Source organism: Enterobacter sp. MG-EB028, assembly GCF_056673305.1.
The window spans coordinates 1,225,644-1,249,289 of sequence record NZ_CP195079.1; the positions used below are offsets into that span (position 1 = coordinate 1,225,644).

At 59.0% G+C, this 23,646-nt stretch carries 22 protein-coding genes; 11 read left to right on the forward strand and 11 right to left on the reverse strand.

The window, feature by feature from the left end; all coding sequences use genetic code 11:
* Position 1: 1 nt before the first annotated feature.
* From ACR42C_RS05725 to ACR42C_RS05735, 3 genes are all read left to right on the forward strand, one after another.
* Positions 2 to 1,027: a sugar phosphate isomerase/epimerase family protein gene (locus tag ACR42C_RS05725; protein ID WP_479984869.1), complete on the forward strand. Its 1,026-nt coding sequence runs from the start codon at positions 2 to 4 to the stop codon at positions 1,025 to 1,027.
* A complete protein-coding gene (locus ACR42C_RS05730) occupies positions 1,020 to 2,162 on the forward strand; it encodes a Gfo/Idh/MocA family protein (protein ID WP_166710364.1) in 1,143 nt (380 codons plus the stop codon). Before ACR42C_RS05725 ends, ACR42C_RS05730 begins: the two co-directional genes overlap by 8 nt.
* 75 nt (positions 2,163 to 2,237) lie before the next feature.
* The gene (locus ACR42C_RS05735; RefSeq protein WP_479984870.1) at positions 2,238 to 3,209 is read left to right on the forward strand and encodes a LacI family DNA-binding transcriptional regulator; all 972 of its coding nucleotides are present in this window, start codon (positions 2,238 to 2,240) and stop codon (positions 3,207 to 3,209) included.
* Here the strand turns inward: ACR42C_RS05735 and ACR42C_RS05740 are convergent, their stop codons facing one another.
* Complete coding sequence (locus ACR42C_RS05740) at positions 3,210 to 4,454, reverse strand: mechanosensitive ion channel family protein (RefSeq protein ID WP_116341373.1); 1,245 nt, start codon at positions 4,452 to 4,454, stop codon at positions 3,210 to 3,212.
* 65 nt (positions 4,455 to 4,519) lie between these two features.
* The gene (locus ACR42C_RS05745; RefSeq protein WP_479984871.1) at positions 4,520 to 5,956 is read right to left on the reverse strand and encodes an MFS transporter; all 1,437 of its coding nucleotides are present in this window, start codon (positions 5,954 to 5,956) and stop codon (positions 4,520 to 4,522) included.
* 107 nt (positions 5,957 to 6,063) lie between these two features.
* On the opposite strand from ACR42C_RS05745, the gene ACR42C_RS05750 reads away from it, so the two are divergent.
* Together ACR42C_RS05750 and ACR42C_RS05755 are read left to right on the forward strand one after the other, a co-directional pair.
* Positions 6,064 to 6,933, forward strand: a complete 870-nt coding sequence (locus ACR42C_RS05750; protein ID WP_192983332.1) for a helix-turn-helix transcriptional regulator — start codon at positions 6,064 to 6,066, stop codon at positions 6,931 to 6,933.
* A 151-nt stretch (positions 6,934 to 7,084) separates the two neighbouring features.
* Complete coding sequence (locus ACR42C_RS05755; protein ID WP_219323478.1) at positions 7,085 to 7,687, forward strand: hypothetical protein; 603 nt, start codon at positions 7,085 to 7,087, stop codon at positions 7,685 to 7,687.
* A gap of 27 nt (positions 7,688 to 7,714) precedes the next feature.
* Here the strand turns inward: ACR42C_RS05755 and nfsB are convergent, their stop codons facing one another.
* The 3 genes from nfsB to ACR42C_RS05770 all read right to left on the reverse strand — a co-directional run bounded on the left by nfsB (position 7,715) and on the right by ACR42C_RS05770 (position 9,437).
* Positions 7,715 to 8,368: an oxygen-insensitive NAD(P)H nitroreductase gene (nfsB, locus tag ACR42C_RS05760; RefSeq protein WP_116341365.1), complete on the reverse strand. Its 654-nt coding sequence runs from the start codon at positions 8,366 to 8,368 to the stop codon at positions 7,715 to 7,717.
* 120 nt (positions 8,369 to 8,488) lie between these two features.
* Positions 8,489 to 8,857 carry an MmcQ/YjbR family DNA-binding protein gene (locus tag ACR42C_RS05765; protein WP_151413900.1) on the reverse strand — a complete coding sequence of 123 codons (369 nt, stop codon included), beginning with the start codon at positions 8,855 to 8,857 and terminating at the stop codon, positions 8,489 to 8,491.
* Entirely contained in the window at positions 8,847 to 9,437 is a 591-nt protein-coding gene (locus ACR42C_RS05770; protein ID WP_116341361.1) for a TetR/AcrR family transcriptional regulator, read from the reverse strand. Before ACR42C_RS05770 ends, ACR42C_RS05765 begins: the two co-directional genes overlap by 11 nt.
* Before the next feature lie 189 nt (positions 9,438 to 9,626).
* Here ACR42C_RS05770 and ACR42C_RS05775 point away from each other — a divergent pair, with 189 nt between their 5' ends.
* Together ACR42C_RS05775 and ACR42C_RS05780 are read left to right on the forward strand one after the other, a co-directional pair.
* Positions 9,627 to 10,730, forward strand: a complete 1,104-nt coding sequence (locus tag ACR42C_RS05775) for a RomA family MBL fold metallo-hydrolase (RefSeq protein WP_479984872.1) — start codon at positions 9,627 to 9,629, stop codon at positions 10,728 to 10,730.
* A 32-nt stretch (positions 10,731 to 10,762) separates the two neighbouring features.
* Positions 10,763 to 11,104: a RamA family antibiotic efflux transcriptional regulator gene (locus ACR42C_RS05780; RefSeq protein WP_028012253.1), complete on the forward strand. Its 342-nt coding sequence runs from the start codon at positions 10,763 to 10,765 to the stop codon at positions 11,102 to 11,104.
* 56 nt (positions 11,105 to 11,160) lie between these two features.
* Here ACR42C_RS05780 and ACR42C_RS05785 read toward each other — a convergent pair whose 3' ends face one another.
* Positions 11,161 to 11,409 (reverse strand): DUF1158 domain-containing protein, encoded by a 249-nt coding sequence (locus ACR42C_RS05785; RefSeq protein ID WP_116341357.1) that lies wholly within the window; start codon positions 11,407 to 11,409, stop codon positions 11,161 to 11,163.
* Positions 11,410 to 11,897: 488 nt separating this feature from the next.
* On the opposite strand from ACR42C_RS05785, the gene ACR42C_RS05790 reads away from it, so the two are divergent.
* The 3 genes from ACR42C_RS05790 to ACR42C_RS05800 all read left to right on the forward strand — a co-directional run bounded on the left by ACR42C_RS05790 (position 11,898) and on the right by ACR42C_RS05800 (position 18,922).
* Positions 11,898 to 14,606 (forward strand): cation-transporting P-type ATPase, encoded by a 2,709-nt coding sequence (locus ACR42C_RS05790; RefSeq protein WP_479984873.1) that lies wholly within the window; start codon positions 11,898 to 11,900, stop codon positions 14,604 to 14,606.
* A gap of 110 nt (positions 14,607 to 14,716) precedes the next feature.
* Entirely contained in the window at positions 14,717 to 15,778 is a 1,062-nt protein-coding gene (locus ACR42C_RS05795; RefSeq protein WP_479984874.1) for an efflux RND transporter periplasmic adaptor subunit, read from the forward strand.
* Positions 15,779 to 15,787: 9 nt separating this feature from the next.
* Positions 15,788 to 18,922, forward strand: a complete 3,135-nt coding sequence (locus tag ACR42C_RS05800; protein WP_479984875.1) for an efflux RND transporter permease subunit — start codon at positions 15,788 to 15,790, stop codon at positions 18,920 to 18,922.
* Here the strand turns inward: ACR42C_RS05800 and ACR42C_RS05805 are convergent.
* Positions 18,873 to 19,994, reverse strand: a complete 1,122-nt coding sequence (locus tag ACR42C_RS05805; RefSeq protein WP_479984876.1) for a YbdK family carboxylate-amine ligase — start codon at positions 19,992 to 19,994, stop codon at positions 18,873 to 18,875. The two genes, ACR42C_RS05800 and ACR42C_RS05805, sit on opposite strands and share 50 nt — an antisense overlap.
* 105 nt (positions 19,995 to 20,099) lie before the next feature.
* Here ACR42C_RS05805 and ACR42C_RS05810 point away from each other — a divergent pair, with 105 nt between their 5' ends.
* On the forward strand, positions 20,100 to 20,990 hold the full coding sequence (locus ACR42C_RS05810; protein WP_479984877.1) for an oxidoreductase: 891 nt from the start codon (positions 20,100 to 20,102) through the stop codon (positions 20,988 to 20,990).
* Between the two features lie 53 nt (positions 20,991 to 21,043).
* On the opposite strand, the gene ACR42C_RS05815 is transcribed toward ACR42C_RS05810, so the two are convergent.
* From ACR42C_RS05815 to ACR42C_RS05830, 4 genes are all read right to left on the reverse strand, one after another.
* A complete protein-coding gene (locus tag ACR42C_RS05815) occupies positions 21,044 to 21,478 on the reverse strand; it encodes a hypothetical protein (protein WP_479984878.1) in 435 nt (144 codons plus the stop codon).
* On the reverse strand, positions 21,475 to 21,831 hold the full coding sequence (locus ACR42C_RS05820) for a tlde1 domain-containing protein (protein ID WP_316380755.1): 357 nt from the start codon (positions 21,829 to 21,831) through the stop codon (positions 21,475 to 21,477). Before ACR42C_RS05820 ends, ACR42C_RS05815 begins: the two co-directional genes overlap by 4 nt.
* A gap of 10 nt (positions 21,832 to 21,841) precedes the next feature.
* The gene (locus tag ACR42C_RS05825) at positions 21,842 to 22,333 is read right to left on the reverse strand and encodes an Hcp family type VI secretion system effector (protein WP_439206862.1); all 492 of its coding nucleotides are present in this window, start codon (positions 22,331 to 22,333) and stop codon (positions 21,842 to 21,844) included.
* Positions 22,334 to 22,788: 455 nt separating this feature from the next.
* Positions 22,789 to 23,583 carry an AraC family transcriptional regulator gene (locus tag ACR42C_RS05830; protein ID WP_479984879.1) on the reverse strand — a complete coding sequence of 265 codons (795 nt, stop codon included), beginning with the start codon at positions 23,581 to 23,583 and terminating at the stop codon, positions 22,789 to 22,791.
* Positions 23,584 to 23,646 lie beyond the last annotated feature (63 nt).

Below are 23,646 nucleotides of genomic sequence, written 5' to 3' on the forward strand. Positions count from 1 at the left end.
TATGAGGACGATAAAAGGACCCGGCATTTTTCTGTCTCAGTTTATTGGCGCAGAAGCGCCGTTTAATTCGCTCGACGGGCTGGCTGAATGGGCGGCAGGTAAAGGTTATAAAGCGGTGCAGATCCCCTGCAACCATCCGCATATTTTTGACGTCGAGAAAGCGGCTGAGAGCCAGGCCTACTGCGATGACGTCACCGCTAAGCTGGCCGCGCACGGGCTGGTTATCAGCGAACTGTCGACCCATCTGGAAGGGCAGCTTGTTGCGGTAAACCCGATTTACAGCGACGCGTTTGATCACTTCGCGCCCACGTCCGTGCGCGGTAACGATGCGGCGCGCCGGGCGTGGGCCACGGAGAAGCTGAAACAGGCGGCGGTCGCCTCGGCCAGATTAGGCCTGAAAGCGCACGCCACCTTCTCCGGCTCACTGGCCTGGCCGTTTTTCTACCCGTGGCCGCCGCATAACGAACAGCGTTTTCAGGAAGCGTTCGGGGAGCTGGCAAACCGCTGGCGGCCGATTCTGGATACCTTCGACGAGCAGGGGGTGGACGTCTGCTTTGAGTTGCATCCGGGGGAAGATCTACACGACGGCGTGACCTTCGAGCGTTTTCTGGCGCTGGTGGATAACCACCCGCGCTGCAACATTCTCTTTGATCCGAGCCACATGCTGTTGCAGCAGATGGACTACCTGACCTTCATCGACATCTACCACGCGCGCATCAGGGCGTTCCATGTGAAGGATGCGGAGTTCCGCCCGAACGGGCGCAGCGGCGCGTACGGCGGCTACCAGCCGTGGATCAACCGCGCCGGACGCTTCCGGTCGCTCGGCGACGGGCAGATCGACTTTAAGGGCATTTTCAGCAAGCTGACCCAGTACGACTATGACGGCTGGGCGGTGCTGGAGTGGGAGTGCTGTCTGAAGGACGGGGATACCGGCGCGCGCGAAGGCAGCGAGTTTATCCGCCGCCACATCATTCCGGTCTCCGGGCGCGCGTTTGATGATTTCGCCGCTGGAGGCAAGCATGATTAACGTCGGAATTATCGGCAGCGGGTTTATCGGCCCGGCGCATATCGAGGCGCTGCGGCGTCTCGGATACGTGCAGGTTGTGGCCCTCTGCGACGGCACGCTTGCCAAAGCGCAGGAAAAAGCGCGTCAGCTTAACGTGCCGCACGCGTACGGCAGCGTTGAGGAACTGCTCGCACACCCCGATCTGCACGTGGTGCACAACTGCACGCCTAACCACCTGCACGCGGAGATTAACCGCCAGATCCTGCGCGCGGGCAAGCACGTGTTTTCCGAAAAGCCGCTGTGCATGACCCCGGACGAGGCGCGCGAGCTGGTGGCGCTGGCGGATCAGACGGGCGCGGTGCACGGCGTGAGCTTTGTCTATCGCCAGTTTGCGATGGTGCGCCAGGCGGAGAGCATGATGCGTGCGGGCAGCGTCGGGCGGCTGTTTGCCTCGCACGGCAGCTATCTGCAGGACTGGATGCTGCTGGAAACCGACTATAACTGGCGGGTAGATGCCGCGCTGGGCGGCGCATCACGCGCGGTGGCGGACATCGGCTCCCACTGGTGCGACACGGTGCAGTTCGTCACCGGGCGGCGCATTACCGAGGTGATGGCGGATCTCTCCATCGTCTGGCCGACGCGCAGGGCCAGCAAAGGCGGGAATCAAACTTTCTCCCACGACGAGCGGGCGGAGTATGAAGACAAACCGGTCACCACCGAAGACTTCGGCTCGGTGCTGTTCCGCTTCGACGACGGCAGCAAGGGCAGCTTTAGCGTCTCCCAGGTGAGCGCCGGGCGTAAAAACCGCCTGACGTTTGAGGTCAACGGCAGCGAGCGGTCGCTGGCGTGGGATCAGGAGGTGCCGCAGCAGCTGTGGATCGGCCATCGCGCGCAGGCCAACCAGACGCTCACCGACGATCCGGGGCTGATGAACCCTGACGTGGCCGACAGCGCCCACTTCCCCGGCGGGCATATCGAAGGCTGGCCGGACGCCTTCAAAAATATGATGGCGCAGTTCTACCGCGCCGTGCAGGCGGGCGCGATGCCGGATACGCCGCAGTTTGCGACGTTTCACGATGGTGCAAACGTGATGTATATCATTGATGCTATTGTGAAAAGCCATCAGCAGCAGCGCTGGGTGCGCGTGGAACAATAACGCGTTGCCCGGTTCGCCGGGCAATAAATTTATGGTAGCCTGCACAAAACGCTAACCGCAGGATGTGTCGTCGCTATGTCAATTCAGAAAATCGCTCAGCTGGCCGGGGTCTCCGTGGCGACGGTCTCCCGCGTGCTGAATAACAGCGACACCGTGAAGGCGAAAAACCGCGAGCGCGTTCTGCGGGCGATTCAGGAGAGCAACTACCAGCCAAACCTGCTCGCCCGTCAGCTGCGCACCGCCCGCAGCTATATGATCCTGGTGATGGTGTCCAACATTGCCAACCCGTTCTGCGCCGAAGTGGTGAAGGGCATCGAGGCCGAGGCGGAGAAAAACGGCTACCGCATTCTGCTGTGCAACTCCGGCTCGGACATCGAGCGCTCCCGTTCGGGCTTAAGCCTGCTCTCCGGCAAAATCGTCGACGGCATTATCACCATGGACGCCTTCTCGAAGCTGCCGGAACTGGCCGCGCTGATTGGTTCTGCACCGTGGGTGCAGTGCGCCGAATACGCCGATGCGGGCGCGGTCTCCTGCGTCGGCATCAATGATGTGGACGCTTCACAGCATGCCGTCAGCCGGCTGGCCGACGGCGGCCGCAAGCGTATCGCGATGATCAACCACGATCTCAGCTACAAATATGCCCGCCTGCGCGAGCGGGGCTACAAAAGCGTGATCCACCTGCGGGATCTGGACTATCAGGCGGTGGAGTATGCCAGCGATCTCAGCTCCGGCGCGGGCATGGCCGCGATGCAAAATCTGCTAAAAGAAAACCCGCCGGATGCGGTATTTGCCGTTTCCGACACGCTGGCGGCGGGCGCGCTGCGTGCTATTCAGCAGGCCGGGCTGAGGGTGCCGGAGGATATCGCGGTCGTGGGCTTTGACGGCACCGAGCTCGCGGAGATGGTTTCGCTCACCACCATCGAACAGCCGTCGCGGGATATCGGGCGCAAGGCGGTCGATCTGCTCTTAAATAAGATCGACAACCCGGATGCGCCCACGGAGAGGGTGATGATGGACTGGCGCTTTATTTCCCGCGCCAGTGCCTGATTATTGCGCGATGACGCCCGCCAGGGAGCGAATATCATTCCCGGTTGGCGACTGGTGAATGCGCAGACCAAATTCATCCACCACTGCAAAAATATGATCGAAGATGTCGGCCTGAATTTCCTCATATTCCGCCCAGACCACTGTGTTGGTGAAGGCATATATTTCAATCGGCAGGCCGTTGGCGTCCGGCGCGAGCTGGCGCACCATCAGCGTCATATCTTTGCGGATGCGCGGGTGGTTGCGCAGATATTCATTCAGGTAGGCGCGGAAGGTGCCGATATTGGTCATCTTGCGCAGATTTAATACTGATTCCCCTTCACCGTTCTTCTGATTCCACAGGCTAATTTCCTCATGACGCGCGGCCAGATAGGGCTTCAGCAGCTTCGCCTGAATCAGCTTCTGCTGCTCCTGCTCGTCGAGGAAATGAATGCTGGTGGTATCAATATTCAGGCTGCGCTTAATGCGTCGCCCGCCGGAGGCAGACATGCCGCTCCAGTTAATAAAGGCGTCAGAGACCAGCGCCCACGTCGGGATGGTGGTGATGGTGTTATCAAAGTTGCGCACCTTAACGGTGGTCAGGCCGATATCCGTCACCGTGCCGTTGGCGCCGTACTTCGGCATCTCCAGCCAGTCGCCGAGCTTGAGCATGTCGTTGGCGGAGAGCTGAATACCCGCCACCAGTCCGAGTATCGGGTCTTTAAACACCAGCATCAGAACGGCGGCCATGGCGCCCAGACCGCTGATAAGAATCGCCGGGGACTGGCCGATCAGCAGGGAGATAATCAATATCCCCACCAGAATGGCACTCACCAGCTTGATGCCCTGGAAAATCCCTTTTAGCGGCAGCTGCGACGCGGTGGCCATTTTCTGCGACAGGTTAAAAATGACGTCCAGCAGCGAGAAGAAGGAGAGCAGGGCATACACCATCACCCACAGCTTCGCGCAGGTGGTGAGCATTTCCGCCGCTTCGCTGCCTTTTTGCAGCCACAGCACCGCCTGAACGTTGACGATTATCCCCTGAAGGGTAAAGGCCAGACGGTGAAATAATTTATTCTGGGTAATGATCTGCAACCATAAATGGCTGCTGGCCTGCGCGCGTTTCTCAAATGCGCGCAGCACCACTTTGTGAAGAATAAAATGAACGATGATGGCGGTAAGAAAAATAATACCAAAGATAATCACTAAAGAGGTGGTGTGATTAATTTCAATGCCTAACTCTTCAACCTGAGCAATTAATTCCTGCATAACATCTCCTGTATTGTTGCAGCCCCATAATGGCGGCTGCGGATCTATTATGCAAATTCGCGGGCTTATTTGGCGGCCTGGCAGACCTTCGCCACCGGCAGGCACAGCCTGCGACGCATACGAATTGTCGCCAGCGCCAGGATAACCATCAGGCCGGTTTCTACTGCCAGGAAAAGGTTAATCGCCTGCGCGTAATTTCCGTGATAATTCTGCAGCCCGTGTAGCAAAATCGCGCCGAAAATGGCCGGGCCCAGCCCCAGCGCGGCCTGCTGCAGCGTGCTGAGAATGGCGCTCGCGGCCCCCGCGTCATCGGGCTGAATATCGCGCATCCCGATGCGGTAAAAGCTGTTTACAATCAGCGCCTGGCCGTAGCCTACCAGCCCGGTGGCAGGCGCCAGCGTCAGCGCAGTATTTTGCAATCCCCAGTAGCGGAACGTGACGATCAGCGCCAGCAGGCCGATTATCTGTATTGCCAGACCCGTCAGCAGAATCGTGCTGGTGCTGTAGCGGGCAATCAGCCTCGGCGCGAACCATGCGGAGATAAAATAGGTCACGCCAAGGGCGATAAAACTGTTCCCGGACTGCCACGGCGCCATCCCCAGCCCGGTCTGCATGGTCAGCGCCATGCAGAACATAAACCCGGACCAGACGCTGAAAAAGAGCAGCGCAATCACGATGCCAAAGCGAACGCTGCGAAGCTGAAGCAGACGCGGCGGGATCAGTGGATGGGCATTCTCACGCTCCTTTTTGCGCGCATTCTGCGCCATCAGCCAGGCCAGCGGAATAATGACAAGAAGCATAACCTTAAGCGACCACGGCCAGTGCTGCTGTGGGCCGAGCGCCATCGGGAACAGCAGACAGCAAAGAATGATCGCCAGCAGCACGGTGCCCGGCCAGTCGATGCGTGACGGCGTCTCACGGCGGGTTTCCGGCACGTAGCGGCGGCTTAACGCCAGCACCAGCAGACAAATCGGCACGTTGATAAAGAAGGCGTTACGCCAGCCCAGCCCGGCGATATCCGCCGACACCAGCCAGCCGCCGCCCATCTGGCCCACGATAAACGCAATCCCGCCGATGCCGCCAAACAGGCTTATGGCTTTCGCGTGGGCGCTGCCTTTTAGCGTGACGTGCAGCGTCGCGAGGATCTGCGGCATAATCAGCGCTGCCCCCGCGCCCTGAACGATGCGCGCGGCCAGCAGCTGTTCAATGTTTCCCGCCATCCCGCACAGCAGTGAGGCCAGGCCAAAAACTGCCACGCCCCACATAAACAGGCGACGGCGGCCAAGGTTATCCCCCAGCTTGCTGCCGAGCGCGAGGCAGACGGCAAAGGCCACGCCGTAGAGGGCGACAATCAGCCCCAGCTCGGTGGCGGTAGCCTGCAGTGAATGGGTGATAGCGTCCAGCGCCACATTGGTGATTGAGGTATCAATCATGGGCAGCATCTGGCCGGTCAACAGCAGTATCAGGCCTGCGCGGCCCGGTGAAACAACTGACGTATTCATGGTAACTCCATTGCGTCATTCATCAGATGGTCGTAGCATCAACCATCTGATAAACGGGTACCAGTTCTTGCTTATACTGGTACTGGCACTACCATGCAGGGGGATTTATGGCCTTGATGTCTGAACCCGTCGCCTCACATCAGGATGACACCCGAAAACAGCTGGGGGCATTTTTACGCGCCCGGCGGGAAAGCCTCGATCCGCAGCGTCTCGGCCTGCCGCGCAGCGGTCGGCGCCGCACGCCGGGCCTGCGCCGGGAAGAGGTGGCGATGCTCGCGGATGTGGGCGTGACCTGGTACACCTGGCTTGAGCAGGGCAGGGACGTCAAACCGTCCAGCACGGTGATGGCCGCCGTGGCGAAAGCCCTGCAGTGCACCCCAACCGAAACCCGACATCTGTTTGTGTTAGCGGGGTTACCGCCGGGTGAAGCGCCGCAGGCGGTCTGCTGCGAGGGCATCAGCGAAGGCACCCGCCGCCTGCTCGATACCCTGATGCCAAAACCCGCCAGCATCCAGAAGCCCAACTTCGACATCGTGGCGTGGAACGACAGCTTCGGGCACCTGATGGGCGTTGATTTCAATGACATCCCGCCGGAAGACCGCAACTGTATTTACCTGTTCCTCACCCATCCGGCGTGGCGCGCGCGTCTCGGCAGACGCGACGACGTGCTGCCGATTTTCGTTTCCTATTTCCGCGCGGCGATGGCCGAGCACCGGGGCGACCCGCTGTGGGAAGCCAAGCTGGCGCGCTTCTTCGCGGTGTCTGAAGAGTTTAAAACCCTGTGGCACCAGCGCAACGACGTGCGCGGCGTGGAGAACCAGCTCAAGCTGTTTACCCATCCAGAACTGGGTGATTTTACGCTGCAGCAGATGTACTGGTACTCCGCACCGCGAAACGGCTCGCGGCTGCTGGTCTATTTACCGGTGGATGAGGCGGGGGAGCGGGCGATGGAATGGCTGGCGGAGCAGGGGAAATAAGTTTTTTGCGAGGCGCTTTCAGGGAATAATGGCTGGTTCTGCTAAGTGGATGAGACAGGTGTAAGGTGGGGTTATCTTAAACCAATCGACTGAATCGACATCATTTCGATGAGGTGTTAAGTCGTCTATACTCACGCCATGAGAAACCACCATGTCGCCACTGATGATTGATTCCGCAGACTTCAGCCAAAAATTAGGCCTTATCTCCCGAAACGTTGAACATACTGAAGCGTTTCTTGCACGAGGCACGGTGGATTTTCATCTGCCTGGATTTATGCTGCCAGCGGGATATCGCCTGTTAAAATCGCGCTACGGCGATGAATACCGTCTCGTGACCACTGACGATGGTAAACCCTATACGGCGTATGCCGTGAAGTTGACGTTTCATAAAGAAATTACATTTCCTCACGGGGCTGCGACACAGGTTATGGTCTGGCGTACGCCACGCGCCGTGCATCAGCGAGTAATAAGTGGGTTACCACAATCCTTCTTTCAATGGGTGCTTAGCGAATACGACATTGTGGTTTCTGACAGCGAACAAACCGGAGACGGACAGCGGTTTTGGTTACGCATGATTGACTGGGCGTTCAGCATGAATTATCAGATAAGCGTGGCGGACGGTACGGTAGGTGAGGAGTGGCACTTAACACCGGTGAGTTCTTACGCCGAGCTGGAAGAGCGCTGGATTGCGTTTGCCTGGGGATACGATCGTGATGTTCATCCACATCGCAGGTTAGTCATCAGTAAAGCGTAACGGGCCGCACAGAGCGGCCCGTTTTGATCAGCACTCGGTCACAATCGTGCTCAGCGGCAGGCGAGACTTCGGCAGCGTGGCGTTGAAATCTTCCACGCTGTGGTGCCCAACCGGCACCACCACCAGGCTGGTGAAGCCTTTCTCTTTCAGGCCAAACTCTTCGTCGAGAATAGCGGCGTCGAAGCCTTCGATTGGCACGGCGTCCAGACCCAGCGCACCCACGCCCAGCAGGAAGTTACCGACGTTCAGGTAAACCTGTTTCGCCATCCACTGGTCGTCATCTTTCAGATCCACGCGGTGCATATCGGCAAAATAGTGGCGTCCTTTGTTATTGGCCGCTTTCGCTTCCGGCGTGTTGAAACGACCATCCGCCTCTTCCTGATCGACAACGCGCTCCAGCCAGGCGTCGTCCATCGCGGTTTTCGCGCAAAATACCACCACGTGAGAAGCATCCAGCATTTTGCGTTCGTTGAACACATAGGTGCCCGCGGCGGATTTCGCCACGCGCGCTTTACCTTCCTCGGTGCTGGCCACAATGAAGTGCCACGGCTGGGAGTTGGTGCTGGATGGGCTGTACTGCAGCAGGGTTTTGATTTTTTCCGCTTCTTCAGCGGTCAGTTTTTTGGTTGGGTCGAACGCCTTGGTAGAGTGGCGTTTCAGGGCGACAGAAATGATATCCATAACTACTCCTGGTAATGAAATTCGCCCGTGCGCGGGCGCGAAAGGAGAGCAGATTACCGCGCGAGGCCGCAAAAGATAAGTGCGATTCGAGCGGTTATACTGTTCGGCACAGACGAACAGTCAGGCTGGCCGTATCCACTTCTGGTCTTTTTTCGGCAGCTTATCGACAACCAGATTCCACGAGTCCGCGATCAGGTCGGCGACCAGTTCTGGCGTGATGTCCTCGGTGCCGTAGAGCGAAATCCAGTGTTTTTTATTGAGGTGGTAGCCCGGCTCAACGCCGCGATAAATCTGCTGGTTTAACAGGGATTTTTCCGGGTCGGATTTCAGGCTAACGTGGGGCCTGCCGTGCGCGGTGGCCATCAGCATAAAAATTTTCCCGCCAACCTTAAACACGTCGTACTCGGGGCCAAACGGCCAGCAGTGTTCGGTGAAAGGCATCTCCAGCGCGACGCGTTTCGCGTGCGCCTGCAGAGAGTTACTGTCCATCGCTATCCTCCTGAGCCAGCCCGCGCCACATGGCTTCAAAACCCAGCGCTTTAAAATCGACGGCACGGGACGGATCGCGGGTGGCAAACTCCATGGTGGTTTCCGCCAGCGATAAGAAAAGCGCATCGCCAAACGTTTTAAATTCATCGGACATAAACACCGGGCGCACCGAGCGGCGGCACAGCTCGTGAAGTTCCGGGAACATCTCCTTCACCGCCTGTTCCGTTTCGGCGCTCAGCTTTTCACTGACGCCAATCTGGCGGATTGCCGCATGAGAAACGGGGTTACGAATACCCCAGTCCACGTAGCTGTTCCAGATATTGCGGGTATGCTCTTTAGGAAGGGTGAGGGTGCGATCGAGGTTCGCCAGCATGGTCTGGCAGAGATCCTGCTTGAGGTGCAGGTAAAGGGCATTCAGCAGGTCGTCTTTAGTAGCAAAGTAGCGAAACAGCGTGCCTTCAGCGACGCCCGCGTTACGGGCAATTAACGCCGTTGAGGCGGCAATACCTGACTGTGCAAATGCCACCGTTGCGGCTTCCAGTAAGGCCTGTTTTTTATCTTCACTCTTCGGACGTGCCACTAAATTTTCCCCCTCTCAATGCTAAAAACCCTGATTGAAACACGTGCTTTGACACGCTGCAACGCGGAATGTCAAAGATCGAAAACGTCTTGACGACTTTATCATCATATCTATAATGAGTGCTTACTCACTCATAATCAAGTTTCCCCCGCGTAAACCATCGGATGGCGCGCGTTTTCGGGTCAGGATATGAAAAAGCCTCTCTTCATCTGCGTGGTGTTCGTCATGATTATTGCTTCAGCTGCGAGTTTACCGTTTGTTCTGAATGCCGGATTTGGCCAGCCGCCGCAGGGTGCGCAGCTTACGGAAGTGGAGGCTTCTCCGCACTATCGCGACGGGAAGTTCCACAACGCGCTTCCGACGCCTGGCTTTACCGGGCAGCAAAACATGCTGGTGGCGTGGTGGCAGTTCCTGACCCGTAAAACCGAAAACGCCCGTCCGGCGCAGCCGTTGCCACTGGTGAAAACCGATCTGGCGAGCTTGCCTCTGGAGCAGGATACGCTGGTGTGGCTCGGCCACTCCTCGTGGTATATGCAGCTGGCGGGAAAACGCATCCTGATCGACCCGGTCCTCGGCAACTATGCCGCGCCGTTCTCGTTCCTTAATAAGGCGTTTGCGGGAGAGTACCCGTGGCGTGCGGAGAGCATGCCGGAAATCGACCTGCTGATTATCTCGCACGATCACTACGACCATCTGGACTACGCCACCATCCGGTCGCTATTGCCGAAGGTGAAGCGCGTCGTGACGCCGCTCGGCGTGGGATCCCACCTGCGCTACTGGGGAATGAAGCCTGAGATTATCGACGAGCGCGACTGGAACCAGTCGGTGCACATCAGCGATGCGCTGACGGTTCACGTGCTGCCCGCGCGCCACTTCTCCGGGCGCGGCATCAAGCGTGACCAGACCCTGTGGGGCAGTTTTATGTTCGTCACGCCAGAGCAGAAGGTCTACTACAGCGGCGACTCCGGTTACGGCCCGCACTTTAAGGCCATTGGCGAGCAGTTTGGCGAGGTGAATTTAGCCATCATGGAAAACGGCCAGTACGACCAGGATTGGAAGTACATCCACATGCTGCCGGATGAAACGGCGCAGGCTTCGGCGGACCTCAACGCGAAAGCGGTGGTGCCGGGGCATAACGGGCGCTTCGTGCTGGCGAAACACACCTGGAACGATCCGCTGATCCAGCTGGCGCGGGCCAGTAAGGATAAAAATTATCGGCTGCTGACGCCGGAACTGGGTGAGCCGGTTCGGGTGAGCGATAGCACGCAACAGTTTCGTGAGTGGTGGGAATAATGTTGAACCAAGAAACAGAGGGGGAGAGCAGCATGACGATTTCCGCTCAGGTCATTGATACCATTGTCGAATGGATCGATGACAACCTACACCAGCCGCTACGCATCGAAGAGATCGCCCGCCACGCGGGTTACTCCAAGTGGCATTTACAGCGGCTGTTTATGCAGTACAAAGGCGAAAGCCTGGGGCGCTACATCCGCGAACGCAAGCTGCTGCTGGCGGCGCGGGATCTGCGTGAATCTGACGAGCGCGTGTACGAAATCTGCCTGCGCTACGGTTTTGAATCGCAGCAGACGTTTACGCGCATCTTTACCCGCACCTTCCATCAACCGCCTGGGGCATATCGCAAAGAGAACCATAGTCGGGCGCATTGAAATTGACGAAACGTAGGCCGGGAAAGGCATTGCTGCCACCCGGCTTTTTTATTGGCCTACGACGCCAGTGAAAACCAGCGGCGCCAGACGAAACGCAGGATGAAGAATTCAATGGCCCCGAGCAGTAAAAACCACACGCAGAACAAAATGGTGTAGAGCTGGTTCAGATCGACCATATGAAAGGTCTGAACCAGCTTCTGCGCCAGCACCAGACCCAGCGACGGTGCGGGCAGCAGTAAGCAAGAGAGCAGGGCCAGCAATAAAATGCCCCCTGCAGTCAGCAGCGATTCCAACGGGTGTTTCATCGTAATGTTAATCGTCAGTTAAAAATGTCATTGTCCGGCATCCTTTAACGTAAAGCAATATCAACCCGCCAGGCCTTTTTTAATTAAATAATTCTCTACACCAACAAATAATGTGCGAAAGGAAATTAATTTAACCATGATGATTAAATTAATTTCGCTCTATGTAAATAAATGTCTGCATCACGAAAATAATTTTACAAACGTATAGGTGCTGTATCCAATTAACGTCGCAATAACAATGGCTGCGACAATGTATAACGCCAGGCGCCGTCCGCGATAAATACCAAACATGGTACCCCCTCGTTTAGGAATGGTTTAGAAATATTTTGTAAAAATCAGCTCGTCGAAATAATTTTAATCAATTCTGAATAACCCAGTGGTAAATATATTGCGGTAGATCAATTTTACCCGCAAGACTTTAAAATCAATTTATTTAAGCCAGAAAGGAATTCAGGCTTCTGTTCACCGGATATTGAAGGAAAAATACGATGACTGAAAAAAAATTCTCCCCAAACATGCCGCCTTCCGGCGGGCTGGCATACCAGCAGACCACTGAGCAGGTGCTTGCCTACGCGCAAAGCCAGGCGAGCGGTCTGGACCGGGCAGAGGCGCAGGCGCGTCTGCAAAAACAGGGACCGAACGCGCTTCCGGAGAAAAAGGGCAAGCCGGGCTGGCTGCGTTTTCTCGCGCACTTTAACGATGTGCTGATTTACGTTCTGCTGGCCGCTGCGGTATTAACGGCGGTAATGGGCCACTGGGTCGATACGCTGGTTATTTTGGGCGTGGCGGTTATCAACGCCTTGATTGGCCATATTCAGGAAAGCAATGCGGAAAAATCCCTGAAGAGCATTCGTAATATGCTCTCCAGCGAGGCGCGCGTTATTCGCAACGGCAACCATGAAACCATCCCAACGACTGAAATAGTCCCGGGCGATATTATTGTATTACGCGCGGGGGATCGTATTCCGGCAGATATGCGTTTAATCGAAGCGCATAATTTACGCGTGGAAGAGGCGATTCTGACCGGCGAATCCACCGTGGTGGATAAACATATTAATCCGCTGAGCGGTGAACTGCCGCTGGGCGACCGCACCAATATGGTCTTCTCCGGGACGACCGTCAGCGCGGGCGGCGGCATCGGCGTGGTCACCGCGACCGGTAAGGAGACGGAGCTCGGCCACATCAACCAGATGATGGCGGGTATCGAAAAGCACCGCACGCCGCTGCTGGTGCAGATTGACAAGCTGGGTAAAGCGATCTTCGCTATTATCCTCGCAATGATGGCCGCGCTGTTTGTCTTCAGCCTGGTGTTCCGCGAGATCCCGATGGGCGAGCTGCTGCTCTCCCTGATCAGCCTGGCGGTGGCCTCCGTGCCGGAAGGTCTGCCGGCGATAATCTCCATCATCCTCTCGCTGGGCGTGCAGGCGATGGCCCGCAAGCGGGCGATTATCCGCAAGCTGCCGACGGTTGAAACGCTCGGCGCAATGACCGTGGTCTGCTCGGATAAAACCGGCACCCTGACCATGAACGAGATGACGGTCAAAGCCATTATCACCGCCGACGCCTGCTACCGCGTGGACGGCAACAGCTACGAGCCGGTGGGCAACATCTACCTGGAAGGCAGCGACGAGCCGGTGCAGATCCAGCCGGGCACCGTGCTGGAGCAGTACCTGCGCACCATCGACCTGTGCAACGACAGCCAGCTGATTCAGGACGAGCGTGGCCTGTGGGGCATCACCGGTGGGCCGACCGAGGGTGCTCTGAAGGTGCTGGCGGCGAAGGCCAGCCTTGAGCCGGTCGTGACCACGCTGGTTAACAAGATCCCGTTCGACTCGCAGTACAAGTACATGAGCACCCACTACCAGATTGGCGGCAAAGAGCAGATTTTGATCACCGGCGCGCCGGACGTCATTTTCGCCCTGTGCGCCGAGCAGCAGACCCGCAACGGTGCGGAAGCCTTCAACCGCGCGTACTGGGAAAGCGAGATGGAGCGCTATGCCCGTCAGGGGCTGCGCATGGTCGCCGCGGCGTTCAAGCCGGCGAACGGCGAGCAGGAACTGACGCACGACGATCTGAGCCACGGTCTGATCTTCCTCGGCATCGCCGGGATGATGGATCCGCCGCGTCCGGAAGCCATTGATGCGATTAACGCCTGCCAGCAGGCGGGGATCCGCGTGAAGATGATCACCGGGGATCACCCACAGACGGCGATGAGCATTGGCCAGATGCTGGGGATCGCCAACAGCGTGCAGGCGGTCACTGGCTACGAGCTGGAGAAAATGGGCGATGCCGCGCTGGCGGAAGCGGCGGTGAAGTATGACATCTTCGCCCGCACCAGCCCGGAGCATAAGCTGCGTCTGGTGAAAGCGCTGCAGGATAAAGGCGAAATCGTCGGTATGACCGGTGACGGCGTGAACGATGCTCCGGCGCTGCGTCAGGCTGACGTGGGCATCGCGATGGGCATCAAGGGCACGGAAGTGACCAAAGAGGCGGCGGACATGGTCCTGACGGACGATAACTTCGCCACCATCGCCAGCGCGGTAAAAGAGGGGCGTCGCGTTTACGACAACCTGAAGAAGACGATTCTGTTCATCATGCCGACCAACCTCGCGCAGGGGCTGCTGATTGTGATTGCGCTGCTGGCGGGGAACATCATTCCGCTGACGCCGGTTCTGATTTTGTGGATGAACATGGCTACCTCCGCCACGCTCTCCTTCGGCCTGGCCTTTGAGGCCGCCGAGCGCAACATCATGCGTCGTCCGCCGCGTCAGACCGGGCAGCACGTGATGGACGCCTACGCCGTGTGGCGCGTGGCCTTCGTCGGCACCATGATTGCCATCGCCGCCTTTGCGCTGGAAGCCTGGCTGGCTCCGCGCGGCCACAGCGCGGAGTTCATCCGCACCGTGCTGCTGCAGATGCTGGTCTGCGCCCAGTGGGTGTACATGATTAACTGCCGCAACACCGAAGGGTTCTCCCTGAACCGCGGCCTGCTGGCTAACAAAGGGATCTGGCTGGTGACGGGCGTACTGTTCCTGCTCCAGGCGGCGATTATCTACCTGCCGTTTATGCAGATGCTGTTCGGCACCGAAGCGCTGCCGCTGCGCTACTGGTTCGTGACCCTGGCGGTGGCGGGCGTGATGTTCTTCGTCGTCGAAATCGAGAAGCGACTGACCCGCAGGTTCCGTAAGGCTGCATAACAAAGAACCCCCTCACCCTGCCCTCTCCCCAAAGGGGAGAGGGTGTTCAAGTTCCCTCTCCCCTTTGGGGAGAGGGTTAGGGTGTGGGGAAAACACTGAGGTACTTCTTAATGAAACTCCCGCTCCTGTTCGCCTTTCTCGCCTGCACCCTGCAAACCGCATTCGCCGCCATCCCCGTGCGCGTCGCCGTCGTGGAAAAGACCGCCCACACCGCCGAGCGCCAGATCCCGGGCCGCATCGAAGCTATCCACACCGTTGAGCTGCGCGCCCGCACGGAAGGCGTGATTACCAAAATCCACTTCCGCGACGGGCAGTACGTGAAAAAAGGCGACGTGCTGTTCGAGCTGGACGACGCCGAGCCGCGCGCCGCCCTGCGCCTGGCGCAGGCCGAGGTGAGAAGCGCCGAAGCCACGCTGCGTCAGGCGCAGCAGCAGCTTTCCCGATTTGAAAGCCTGGGCAGCAGCAACGCCATCAGCCGTCACGACGTGGATAACGCCCGCATGCAGCGGGACGTCGCCAGCGCCGCGCTGGAGCAGGCCAAAGCCCGGCTCGACACCCGCAGCGTCACCCTGAACTACACCCGCATCGCCTCGCCGATTGACGGCCGCGTGGGGCACAGCCAGTTCCACGTCGGCAGCCTGGTCAACCCTGCCAGCGGCGTGCTGGTGGAGGTGGTGCAGCTTGACCCGATCCGCATCGCCTTTGCGCTGGAGGAGGGGGCATTTGCTACCAAAGCCGGACAGCATGCCGACATCAGCGCCATGAAGCAGGCCTGGCAGGCGTTAATTGACAGCAACGGCCAGCGCGTCAGCGGCGAGCTCACCTCCGTGGACAATCGCATCGACCCGCGCACTGCCAGCGTGATGCTGCGCGCCGAGTTCGCCAACCCGCGCCATCAGCTCCTGCCCGGTGGCAATGTAAACGTGTATTTGCGCCCGGCAAGCGAACAGCCGGTACTGACCCTGCCCGCTGCCGCGGTGCAGCAGAACGGCGACGGGTTCTTCGCCTGGGTGGTTAACGCCGACGGCAAAGCCGAAATGCGTCCGCTGATGGTCGCCGGACAGATTGGCCAGCAGTTCCAGATTACCTCCGGCGTGAAGTCCGGTGAGCGAGCGATTACTGACGGCGCGCAGCGCGTGCAGCCCGGCGCTACCGTCCAGATACTCAACTAAGGAGCCATCATGCTGACGTTTTTCATCAAACGCCCGCGCTTCGCGATGGTGATTGCGCTGGTCATCACCCTGCTGGGGGCCATCGCGCTGAGGATTATTCCGGTGGAGCAGTACCCGCAGATCGCGCCGCCGGTCGTGAACGTTTCTGCCAGCTGGCCGGGCGCCAGCTCGGCCGACGTGGCGGAGGCCATTGCCACGCCGCTGGAGACCCAGCTGAACGGCGTCGACCACATGCTCTACATGGAGTCCACCAGTTCGGACGAAGGCACCTACAGTCTGAACATTACCTTTGCGGCGGGCACCGACCCGGACCTCGCCGCCATCGACGTGCAAAACCGTGTGGCGCAGGCCGTGGCGCAGCTGCCGACCGAGGCGCAGCAAAACGGCGTGCAGGTGCGCAAGCGCGCCACCAACCTGATGATGGGGGTAAGCCTTTACTCACCGAATAACACCCACACGCCGCTGTTCGTCAGCAACTACGCCAGCACCCAGGTGCGCGAGGCGCTGGCTCGCCTGCCGGGCGTCGGGCAGGTGCAGATGTTTGGCGCGCGCGACTACAGCATGCGCATCTGGCTGCGTCCGGACCGCATGAACGCCCTGAACGTCACCACCGACGACGTGGCGCAGGCGCTGCGCGAGCAGAACGTGCAGGGGGCGGCAGGCCAGGTTGGCACGCCGCCGGTATTTAACGGCCAGCAGCAGACCCTGACCATCAACGGGCTGGGGCGCTTAAATCAGGCCGAAGACTTTGCCGACATCATCATCCGCGCGGGCGAGATGGGCCAACTGGTGCGCCTGAAGGACGTCGCCACCATTGAGCTTGGCTCGCGCAGCTACAGCTCGGGCGCGCAGCTGAACGGGCACGACTCCGCCTACCTCGGCATCTACCCGACGCCGTCCGCCAACGCCCTGCGCGTGGCCGACGCGGTGCGCGCGGAGCTTGAGCACCTCTCGACGCGCTTCCCGGACGACCTGGTCTACGAGGTGAAGTTCGACACCACTTCCTTTGTGGCCGCCACCATTAAAGAGATCGGCGTCTCGCTGGCGCTCACCATGCTGGCGGTGGTTATCGTCGTTTCCCTGTTCCTGCAAAGCTGGCGCGCGACGCTGATTGTCGCGCTCGCCATTCCGGTGTCGCTGGTGGGCACCTTCGCGCTGCTCTACGCGCTCGGCTACTCCGCCAACACCCTCAGCCTGTTCGCCATCATTCTGGCGCTGACCATGGTGGTGGATGACGCCATCGTGGTGGTGGAGAGCGTCGAAACGCTGATGGCGGAAGGGCAGAGCCGCACGGCGGCGACCGCGCTGGCCCTGCGCCAGATTGCCGGGCCGGTCATCGCGACGACGCTGGTGCTGCTGGCGGTGTTCGTGCCGGTGGCGCTCCTGCCGGGGATTGTCGGCGAGCTGTACCGCCAGTTCGCGGTGACACTCTCCACCGCCGTCACGCTCTCAAGCCTGGTGGCGCTGACCCTGACGCCCGCCCTCTGTGCGCTGCTGCTGCGCCCGCGCCCGGAGAAGCCTGCTGCGGTTTATCGCGCCTTTAATCGCGGGCTGGACGCCACGCGCGGTTTCTATACCCGCATCGTGCACGTCTTAAACCTGCGCCCGTGGCTGGCGCTGCTGGCCACCGCGGGCGCGGCGGTGGTAGTGGTGTTCAGCTTTACGTCGATGCCTAAAGGCTTCCTGCCGCAGGAGGATCAGGGCTACTTCTTCGCCAGCGTTCAGCTGCCGGAAGCGGCCTCGCTGGAGCGCACCGAGGCGGTGATGGCTACGGCGCGCGAACTCATCGCCAAAAACCCGGCGGTGGAGGACGTGATTCAGGTGTCCGGGTTTAACATCCTCAACGGCACCAGCGCCTCCAACGGCGGATTTATCTCCATCATGCTCAAAGACTGGAGCGAGCGCCCGCCGCTGGACGAGGTGATGGGAAGCCTGCAGCGCCAGTTGCTGGCCCTGCCGGAAGCGACCATTATGACCTTCGCGCCGCCGACGCTGCCGGGGCTGGGCAACGCCTCCGGCTTCGACCTGCGCATTCAGGCGCAGGCGGGGCAGAGCCCGGCGGAGCTGGAGCGCGTGACGCGTGATGTGCTGGCGAAAGCTAACCAGCATCCGCAGCTGAGCCGCGTGTTCACCACCTGGAGCAGCAACGTGCCGCAGTTGACGCTGACCGTTGACCGCGAGCGCGCCGCGCGCCTCGACGTGCCGGTGTCGCGCATCTTCAGCAGCCTGCAGACCGCCTTTGGCGGCACCCGCGCCGGGGATTTCAGCGTGAATAACCGCGTTTACCACGTCGTCATGCAGAACGAGATGCAGTGGCGCGAGCGCGTAGAGCAAATCAGCGAGCTGTTCGTGCGCAGCAACAGTGGCGAGCGGGTGCGCCTGAGCAACCTGGTCACCGTTACGCCGAGCGTTGGCGCGCCGTTCCTGCAGCAGTACAACCAGTTCCCGTCGGTGTCGGTGAGCGGCTCGGCGGCTGAAGGGGTAAGCAGCAGCACCGCGATGGCGGTGATGGGCGAGCTTCTGGCGGAGAATTTGCCAGCGGGATACGACTACGCCTGGAGCGGCATGTCTTATCAGGAGCAGCAGACCGGCAACCAGGCGGTGTGGATCGTGCTGGCGGCGGTGGTGATGGCGTGGCTGTTCCTCGTCGCCCAGTACGAGAGCTGGACGCTCCCGGCGAGCGTGATGCTCTCGGTGCTGTTCGCCATCGGCGGGGCGCTGGTCTGGCTGTGGTTGGCGGGCTACGCCAATGACGTGTACGTGCAGATTGGCCTGGTCTTGCTGATCGCGCTAGCGGCTAAAAACGCCATTCTTATCGTGGAGTTTGCCCGCGCGCGGCGCATGGACGGCATGGCGATTGTCGATGCCGCAAGAGAAGGGGCCTCGCGCCGCTTCCGCGCGGTGATGATGACCGCCGTGTCGTTCATTATCGGCGTCCTGCCCATGATGCTGGCGACCGGAGCGGGTGCCCAGAGCCGCCGCATTATCGGCACCACGGTGTTCAGCGGCATGCTGGTGGCGACCGTGGTGGGGATTGTGTTCATCCCCGCGCTGTTCGTGCTGTTCCAGCGCCTGCGCGAGTGGGGCCACGGCCTTACGGACTCGTCGCCCACAGCTCGCAGTGTTTCTGCACCAGAGAAATAAGCGAGCCACCGTCGGCGATAAAGTCCCGCATGCGCTGCGCCTCACTCTTGCCCTGCTTTAACAGCAGGGCAATTTCATTGATTGCGCTGGTCGCGCCGAGCTTTTCGGCCGACGGCGCAACCTGCTCCAGCAGCCACGCAATGTCTTCCGCTACGGTTTTGTGCTCACCGGTGTGCACGTCCGTCAGGATCCCCTCCAGCCCGTAGCGACAGGCCTGAAAACGGTTAAAGCGGTAGAGCAGAAAATCCTTCTCCTGATGCTTATAGGGTCGCGCGGTTAACAGCCAGTGCGACGTCGCCTGAATAAGCCCGGCGATGTTAATGGCGTGGCCGAGCGTCAGCGGCGTATCCATCACCCGCACCTCCACGGTGCCAAAATGCGGGCTGGGGCGGATGTCCCAGTGCAGATCCTTAATGCTGTCGATCATGCTGGTCGAACTCAGGCGGCGGAACAGCCCCTCGAACTCCTGCCAGCTGTTGACCCACGGCATCTGGCCGTTATCCGGGAAGCCGGAGAAGATGTTGAGCCGCGACGAGGAGAACTTCGTGTCCGTGCCCTGCATATACGGCGAGGCGGCCGCCAGGGCGATAAAGTGCGGCACGAAGCGCGACAGGCCGTGCAGCAGGTAAATCGCGTCGTCCCCGGTCCGGCAGCCGACGTGCACGTGCTGGCCGAACACCGTTGCCTGCAAAATCAGATAGCCAAAGCGCTCCAGCGTGACGTTATAGCGCTCGTCGTCGCACACCTCCTGACGCTGCCACTTCTGGAACGGGTGCGTCCCGCCGCCGCAAATCTGAATATGCTGCTCCGCCGCGGCGCGCAGAATGCTCTGCTGCATCACCGAGAACTGCGCCGCCGCCTGGTCGATGTTCTGGCACACGCCGGTGGCGATTTCGAGCATGCTTTCGGTAATGTCGTGTTTGACCTCTCCGCCTTTGATGTCGTCTTTGACGGCGGCGATAAGCGCGGAGGAGTCCTGGCTCAGATCGTAGCCCGGCGGGTTAACCACCTGCAGTTCGAGTTCGATGCCGAGGGTGAAAGTTTCAGAGGACTTGAAATCGGGTAAAGGCATGGCGCACTCCGTTGTCTGTTGTGTGTTGAGTATAGACAACGACGTGGCGCTCACTTCGCAGGGTGGTATAACTGTTAGCAGGCTTAGCGAAAAGGGGAGTTAACCATGTCTGACAATCCAGTGATTGCGCTGATTGGGCCTGGCGCAATTGGGACCACCATTGCCGCGGTGCTGCACGACGCGGGCCGTACGCCGATGCTGTGCGGACGCACCGCACATCCGGAATTACGTCTGCGTTACGACGAGGGGGAAACGGTTGTGCCCGGTCCGGTATTAACCGATCCGACCGTCATTACTCGCCCCGCAGATCTTGTTTTTGTGGCGGTAAAAACGACGCAAAACGCCGACAGCGCCGGGTGGCTGCGCGCGCTGTGCGATGAAAATACCGTGGTCTGCGCCCTGCAAAACGGCGTAGAGCAGAAGGCGCAGCTTGAGCCTTTGGTCAGTGGCGCAACGGTGCTGCCGTCGGTGGTCTGGTTCCCGGCGCAGCGCGAGCCGGATGCCTCCGTCTGGCTCCGGGCGAAGCCGCGCCTGACGCTGCCGGACGCCCCCCAGGCGCAGCGGGTGATCGAAGCGCTTCGTGATACGCGCTGCGCGGTTGAGCTCTCGGAAGATTTCCCCACCGTCGCCTGGCGCAAGCTGCTGCAAAACGCAGTCGCCGGGCTGATGGTGCTGGCCAACCGCCGCGCCGGGATGTTCAGGCGCGAGGATATCAGCGAGCTTGCGCTGGCCTATCTGCGCGAGGGGCTTGCCGTCGCCCGCGTCGAGGGGGCGAAGCTGGATGATGCGGTGGCGCAGGAGATTTTGGCGAACTTCCAGCGTGCGCCAGTGGATTTGGGCACGTCGATCCTTGCGGACCGTCAGGCGGATCGCCCGATGGAGTGGGATATCCGCAACGGCGTGATCCAGCGCTACGGCCGTAAGCACGGGATTGCGGTGCCCATCAGTGACGTGGTGGTGCCGCTGCTGGCGGCGGGGAGCGAGGGGCCGGGGTGAGCCAGGGTCTGGAGTGAAGGAAAGACCCGGCCGTTGTGCGCCGGGTAGCGTCTCTACTTAGCCTGACGGGCTTTCTCTGCTTTCAACTCTTCCATGGTTGCCTCCAGGATCCAGAGGCACTGAGCACCTTCAAACGTTTCCAGCAGCGCCTGGCGGGTACGCTGATAAAACGCGTCGATTTCGGCGGGTGATTTCTCTAAAGGCGGCGTGCAGACGATATCGCTGCCTACCATGTGCGGCCACTTTCCGGCATCAAGGATGCGGAGCGCTTTCAGCGTGGCGTTGGTGTTTGTGGTGAGCGCTGCGGCTAAGGCATCTTCTAACTGCTTTGCCTGGTTCTCGTCAGCAACGGCAGCAAGCTTTGGGGCTTGCTCAATCCGGTGTACATAACCTGAGGCAATTCCCTTCACTGCTGAAGACCAGTCACTAACGTCAGCTATTGCCGGGGCTGTAAGAGCACATATCAGCAGTACGATCGGGTATTTCATCGCACTACCTCAAGCATGCCGCCGTCGCGAAGAATCTTACGTCTCGTTGACGGTGAGAGAATGATGCACCCCTCGGATGCAAACCCCGCGGGGCCATACTTGTGGTCACCATGAATGCGGAATTCTGAGCGACCAAAACTTTCGCCTGAGGTTTGCTCAAGAATGATGGTTATCGGTCCTTTAGAATTCGAATGACCCGCGATTTTATACGTCCCGCGAGGCAGTGGCCCCAGTCCTTTCACATGCTGACGGTCCGGGTTGTTTTTATTCGTAAGAGCACCGGAATATCCGATCTCAATTAATTTACCGTCTTTATACATCTTGCCGGTCGACTGCTCATACTTCCATCCCATAACGTTCTCCTTATGCCGTCTTGCGGCCGTTCCAGCTATCTGAATGTATGATGTTACCGTCGACATAGCGCCAGGTAATTTTTTCATACAACAGTTCTACCAGCTCAAGATGGTTATGCTTCTCGTAGTCAGGATCTTTGATATCTAGCATCATTGGACAGACGCTGACAATCGTCACTCCCTCCATAAGAGTGGAGAAATATTCCACTTCCTGACCGGCATCGTTGATATGGTAAAACTTCACCTCTGCAGATTTTAGCTTCTGACCTGTGCTGACAGCCTTGTACAAATAGGGGCTGGAGGCGTCGATCTCTTTATCAAAAGAGTAGGGGGAATGGACGCGAAGACTTGTCGCCTTACCGGTATGTTTGTCCGTGGGCTGCATTATGCCGTGGTTCAGCGCGATTATCTCGATACTTCCATCACGACCATGTATATCGACAGAGCCTTTGATGTCGGCACCGCCGTCATCTTTGAGCCATAAATAAGCGGGAATAGCCATTTGTTTAAAACTCCATTTAAGGAAAACCTGAAAAAACCTTTTAGTTTAATTGGTTATGTAACCAGGGTAACGCTAGTGCTTACAAAATGGTCCGTCAATTTTTATATGGTATGGATATAAAACGATCTTCGTTTTCGTTGATGAAAATTAAGAAATAATGGGATCTTACTGTTTGGATCTGGATAAAGTGTTAATGATTAATATCGTGGTTTAACTTAAAATTTGATTAAGTGAATAATGATTGCAAATTTAATAAATAGTTGATCTGTTCTCAGGGGTACATTAATTTGACGATTTATGAGGTGATGAATAGCTCTTGTTAGCTCGTCAGAATACCCGCCAGCCCGTAGCAACAGGCCTGGAAACGATTAAAACAGCAAAGCAGAAAATATTTTCCTGGTGTTTAAATGGCCGCAATAAGCGCGGAGGAATCCTGTCTCAGATCGTACCCCGCCCTAACGGCCGCTGTTTTTCCGTTCGGCAAAGTAATGGGCGGGCGTGCTGCCCATCGCTTTACGGAACATGGTGATAAACGCATTCACGGATTCGTACCCGAGCGTTGCCGCCACGTTCTGGACGGGCACGCCGCTGGCCAGCTCCCGCAGGGCAATAATCAAATGCAGCTGCTGGCGCCATCGCCCGAAGCTCAGCCCGGTCTCGCGCTGAATCAGGCGGGCAAACGAGCGCTCGCTGAGGGCAAGCCGTTTTGCCCACTCCTTCAGAGTGCTTCTGTCCTCCGGGCGGCTGACCAGCGCGTCGGCCATGGCACGAATTTTCGGGTCGGTTGAGACCGGCAGGCTCAGCTTCTGCTGTGGCATGCTGGCGAGCTCGTCAAGCGTGACTCTGGTCAGCCTGGCGACGTGGCTGTCGGGAGGATAATCCACGCCTTCGCGCGTCAGACGATCGACCAGCTCCTTAATCAACGGCGAGATCGCCAGGGTGCAGCATCTCTCCGGCAGTACCGCCGCGCCGGGCTCAATAAACAAATAGTTGAGATGCGCGTTCCAGGTCGCCCTGGCACTGTGCGGGATCCCGCCGGGGATCCAGACGGCGCAGTCCGGCGGCACGATCCAGATGTCATTCTCCGCGTAACAGCTGACCGCACCGTATCGGGCAATAATCAGCTGGCCCTTGCGGTGGGTATGTACCGGCACTTCCGCGGCGTAATCCACGAAGTCCAGATGACGCGCCACGGCAGGGGAGGCGGTGGCGTCAGGGTCATACAGCGTATGAGCGAGTTGAGGTTTCACGATTCTGGCAACATTTAGGTATTTTTTGACAGAATAGAGTATTTAAGGGCGTCTGTAAGCCGG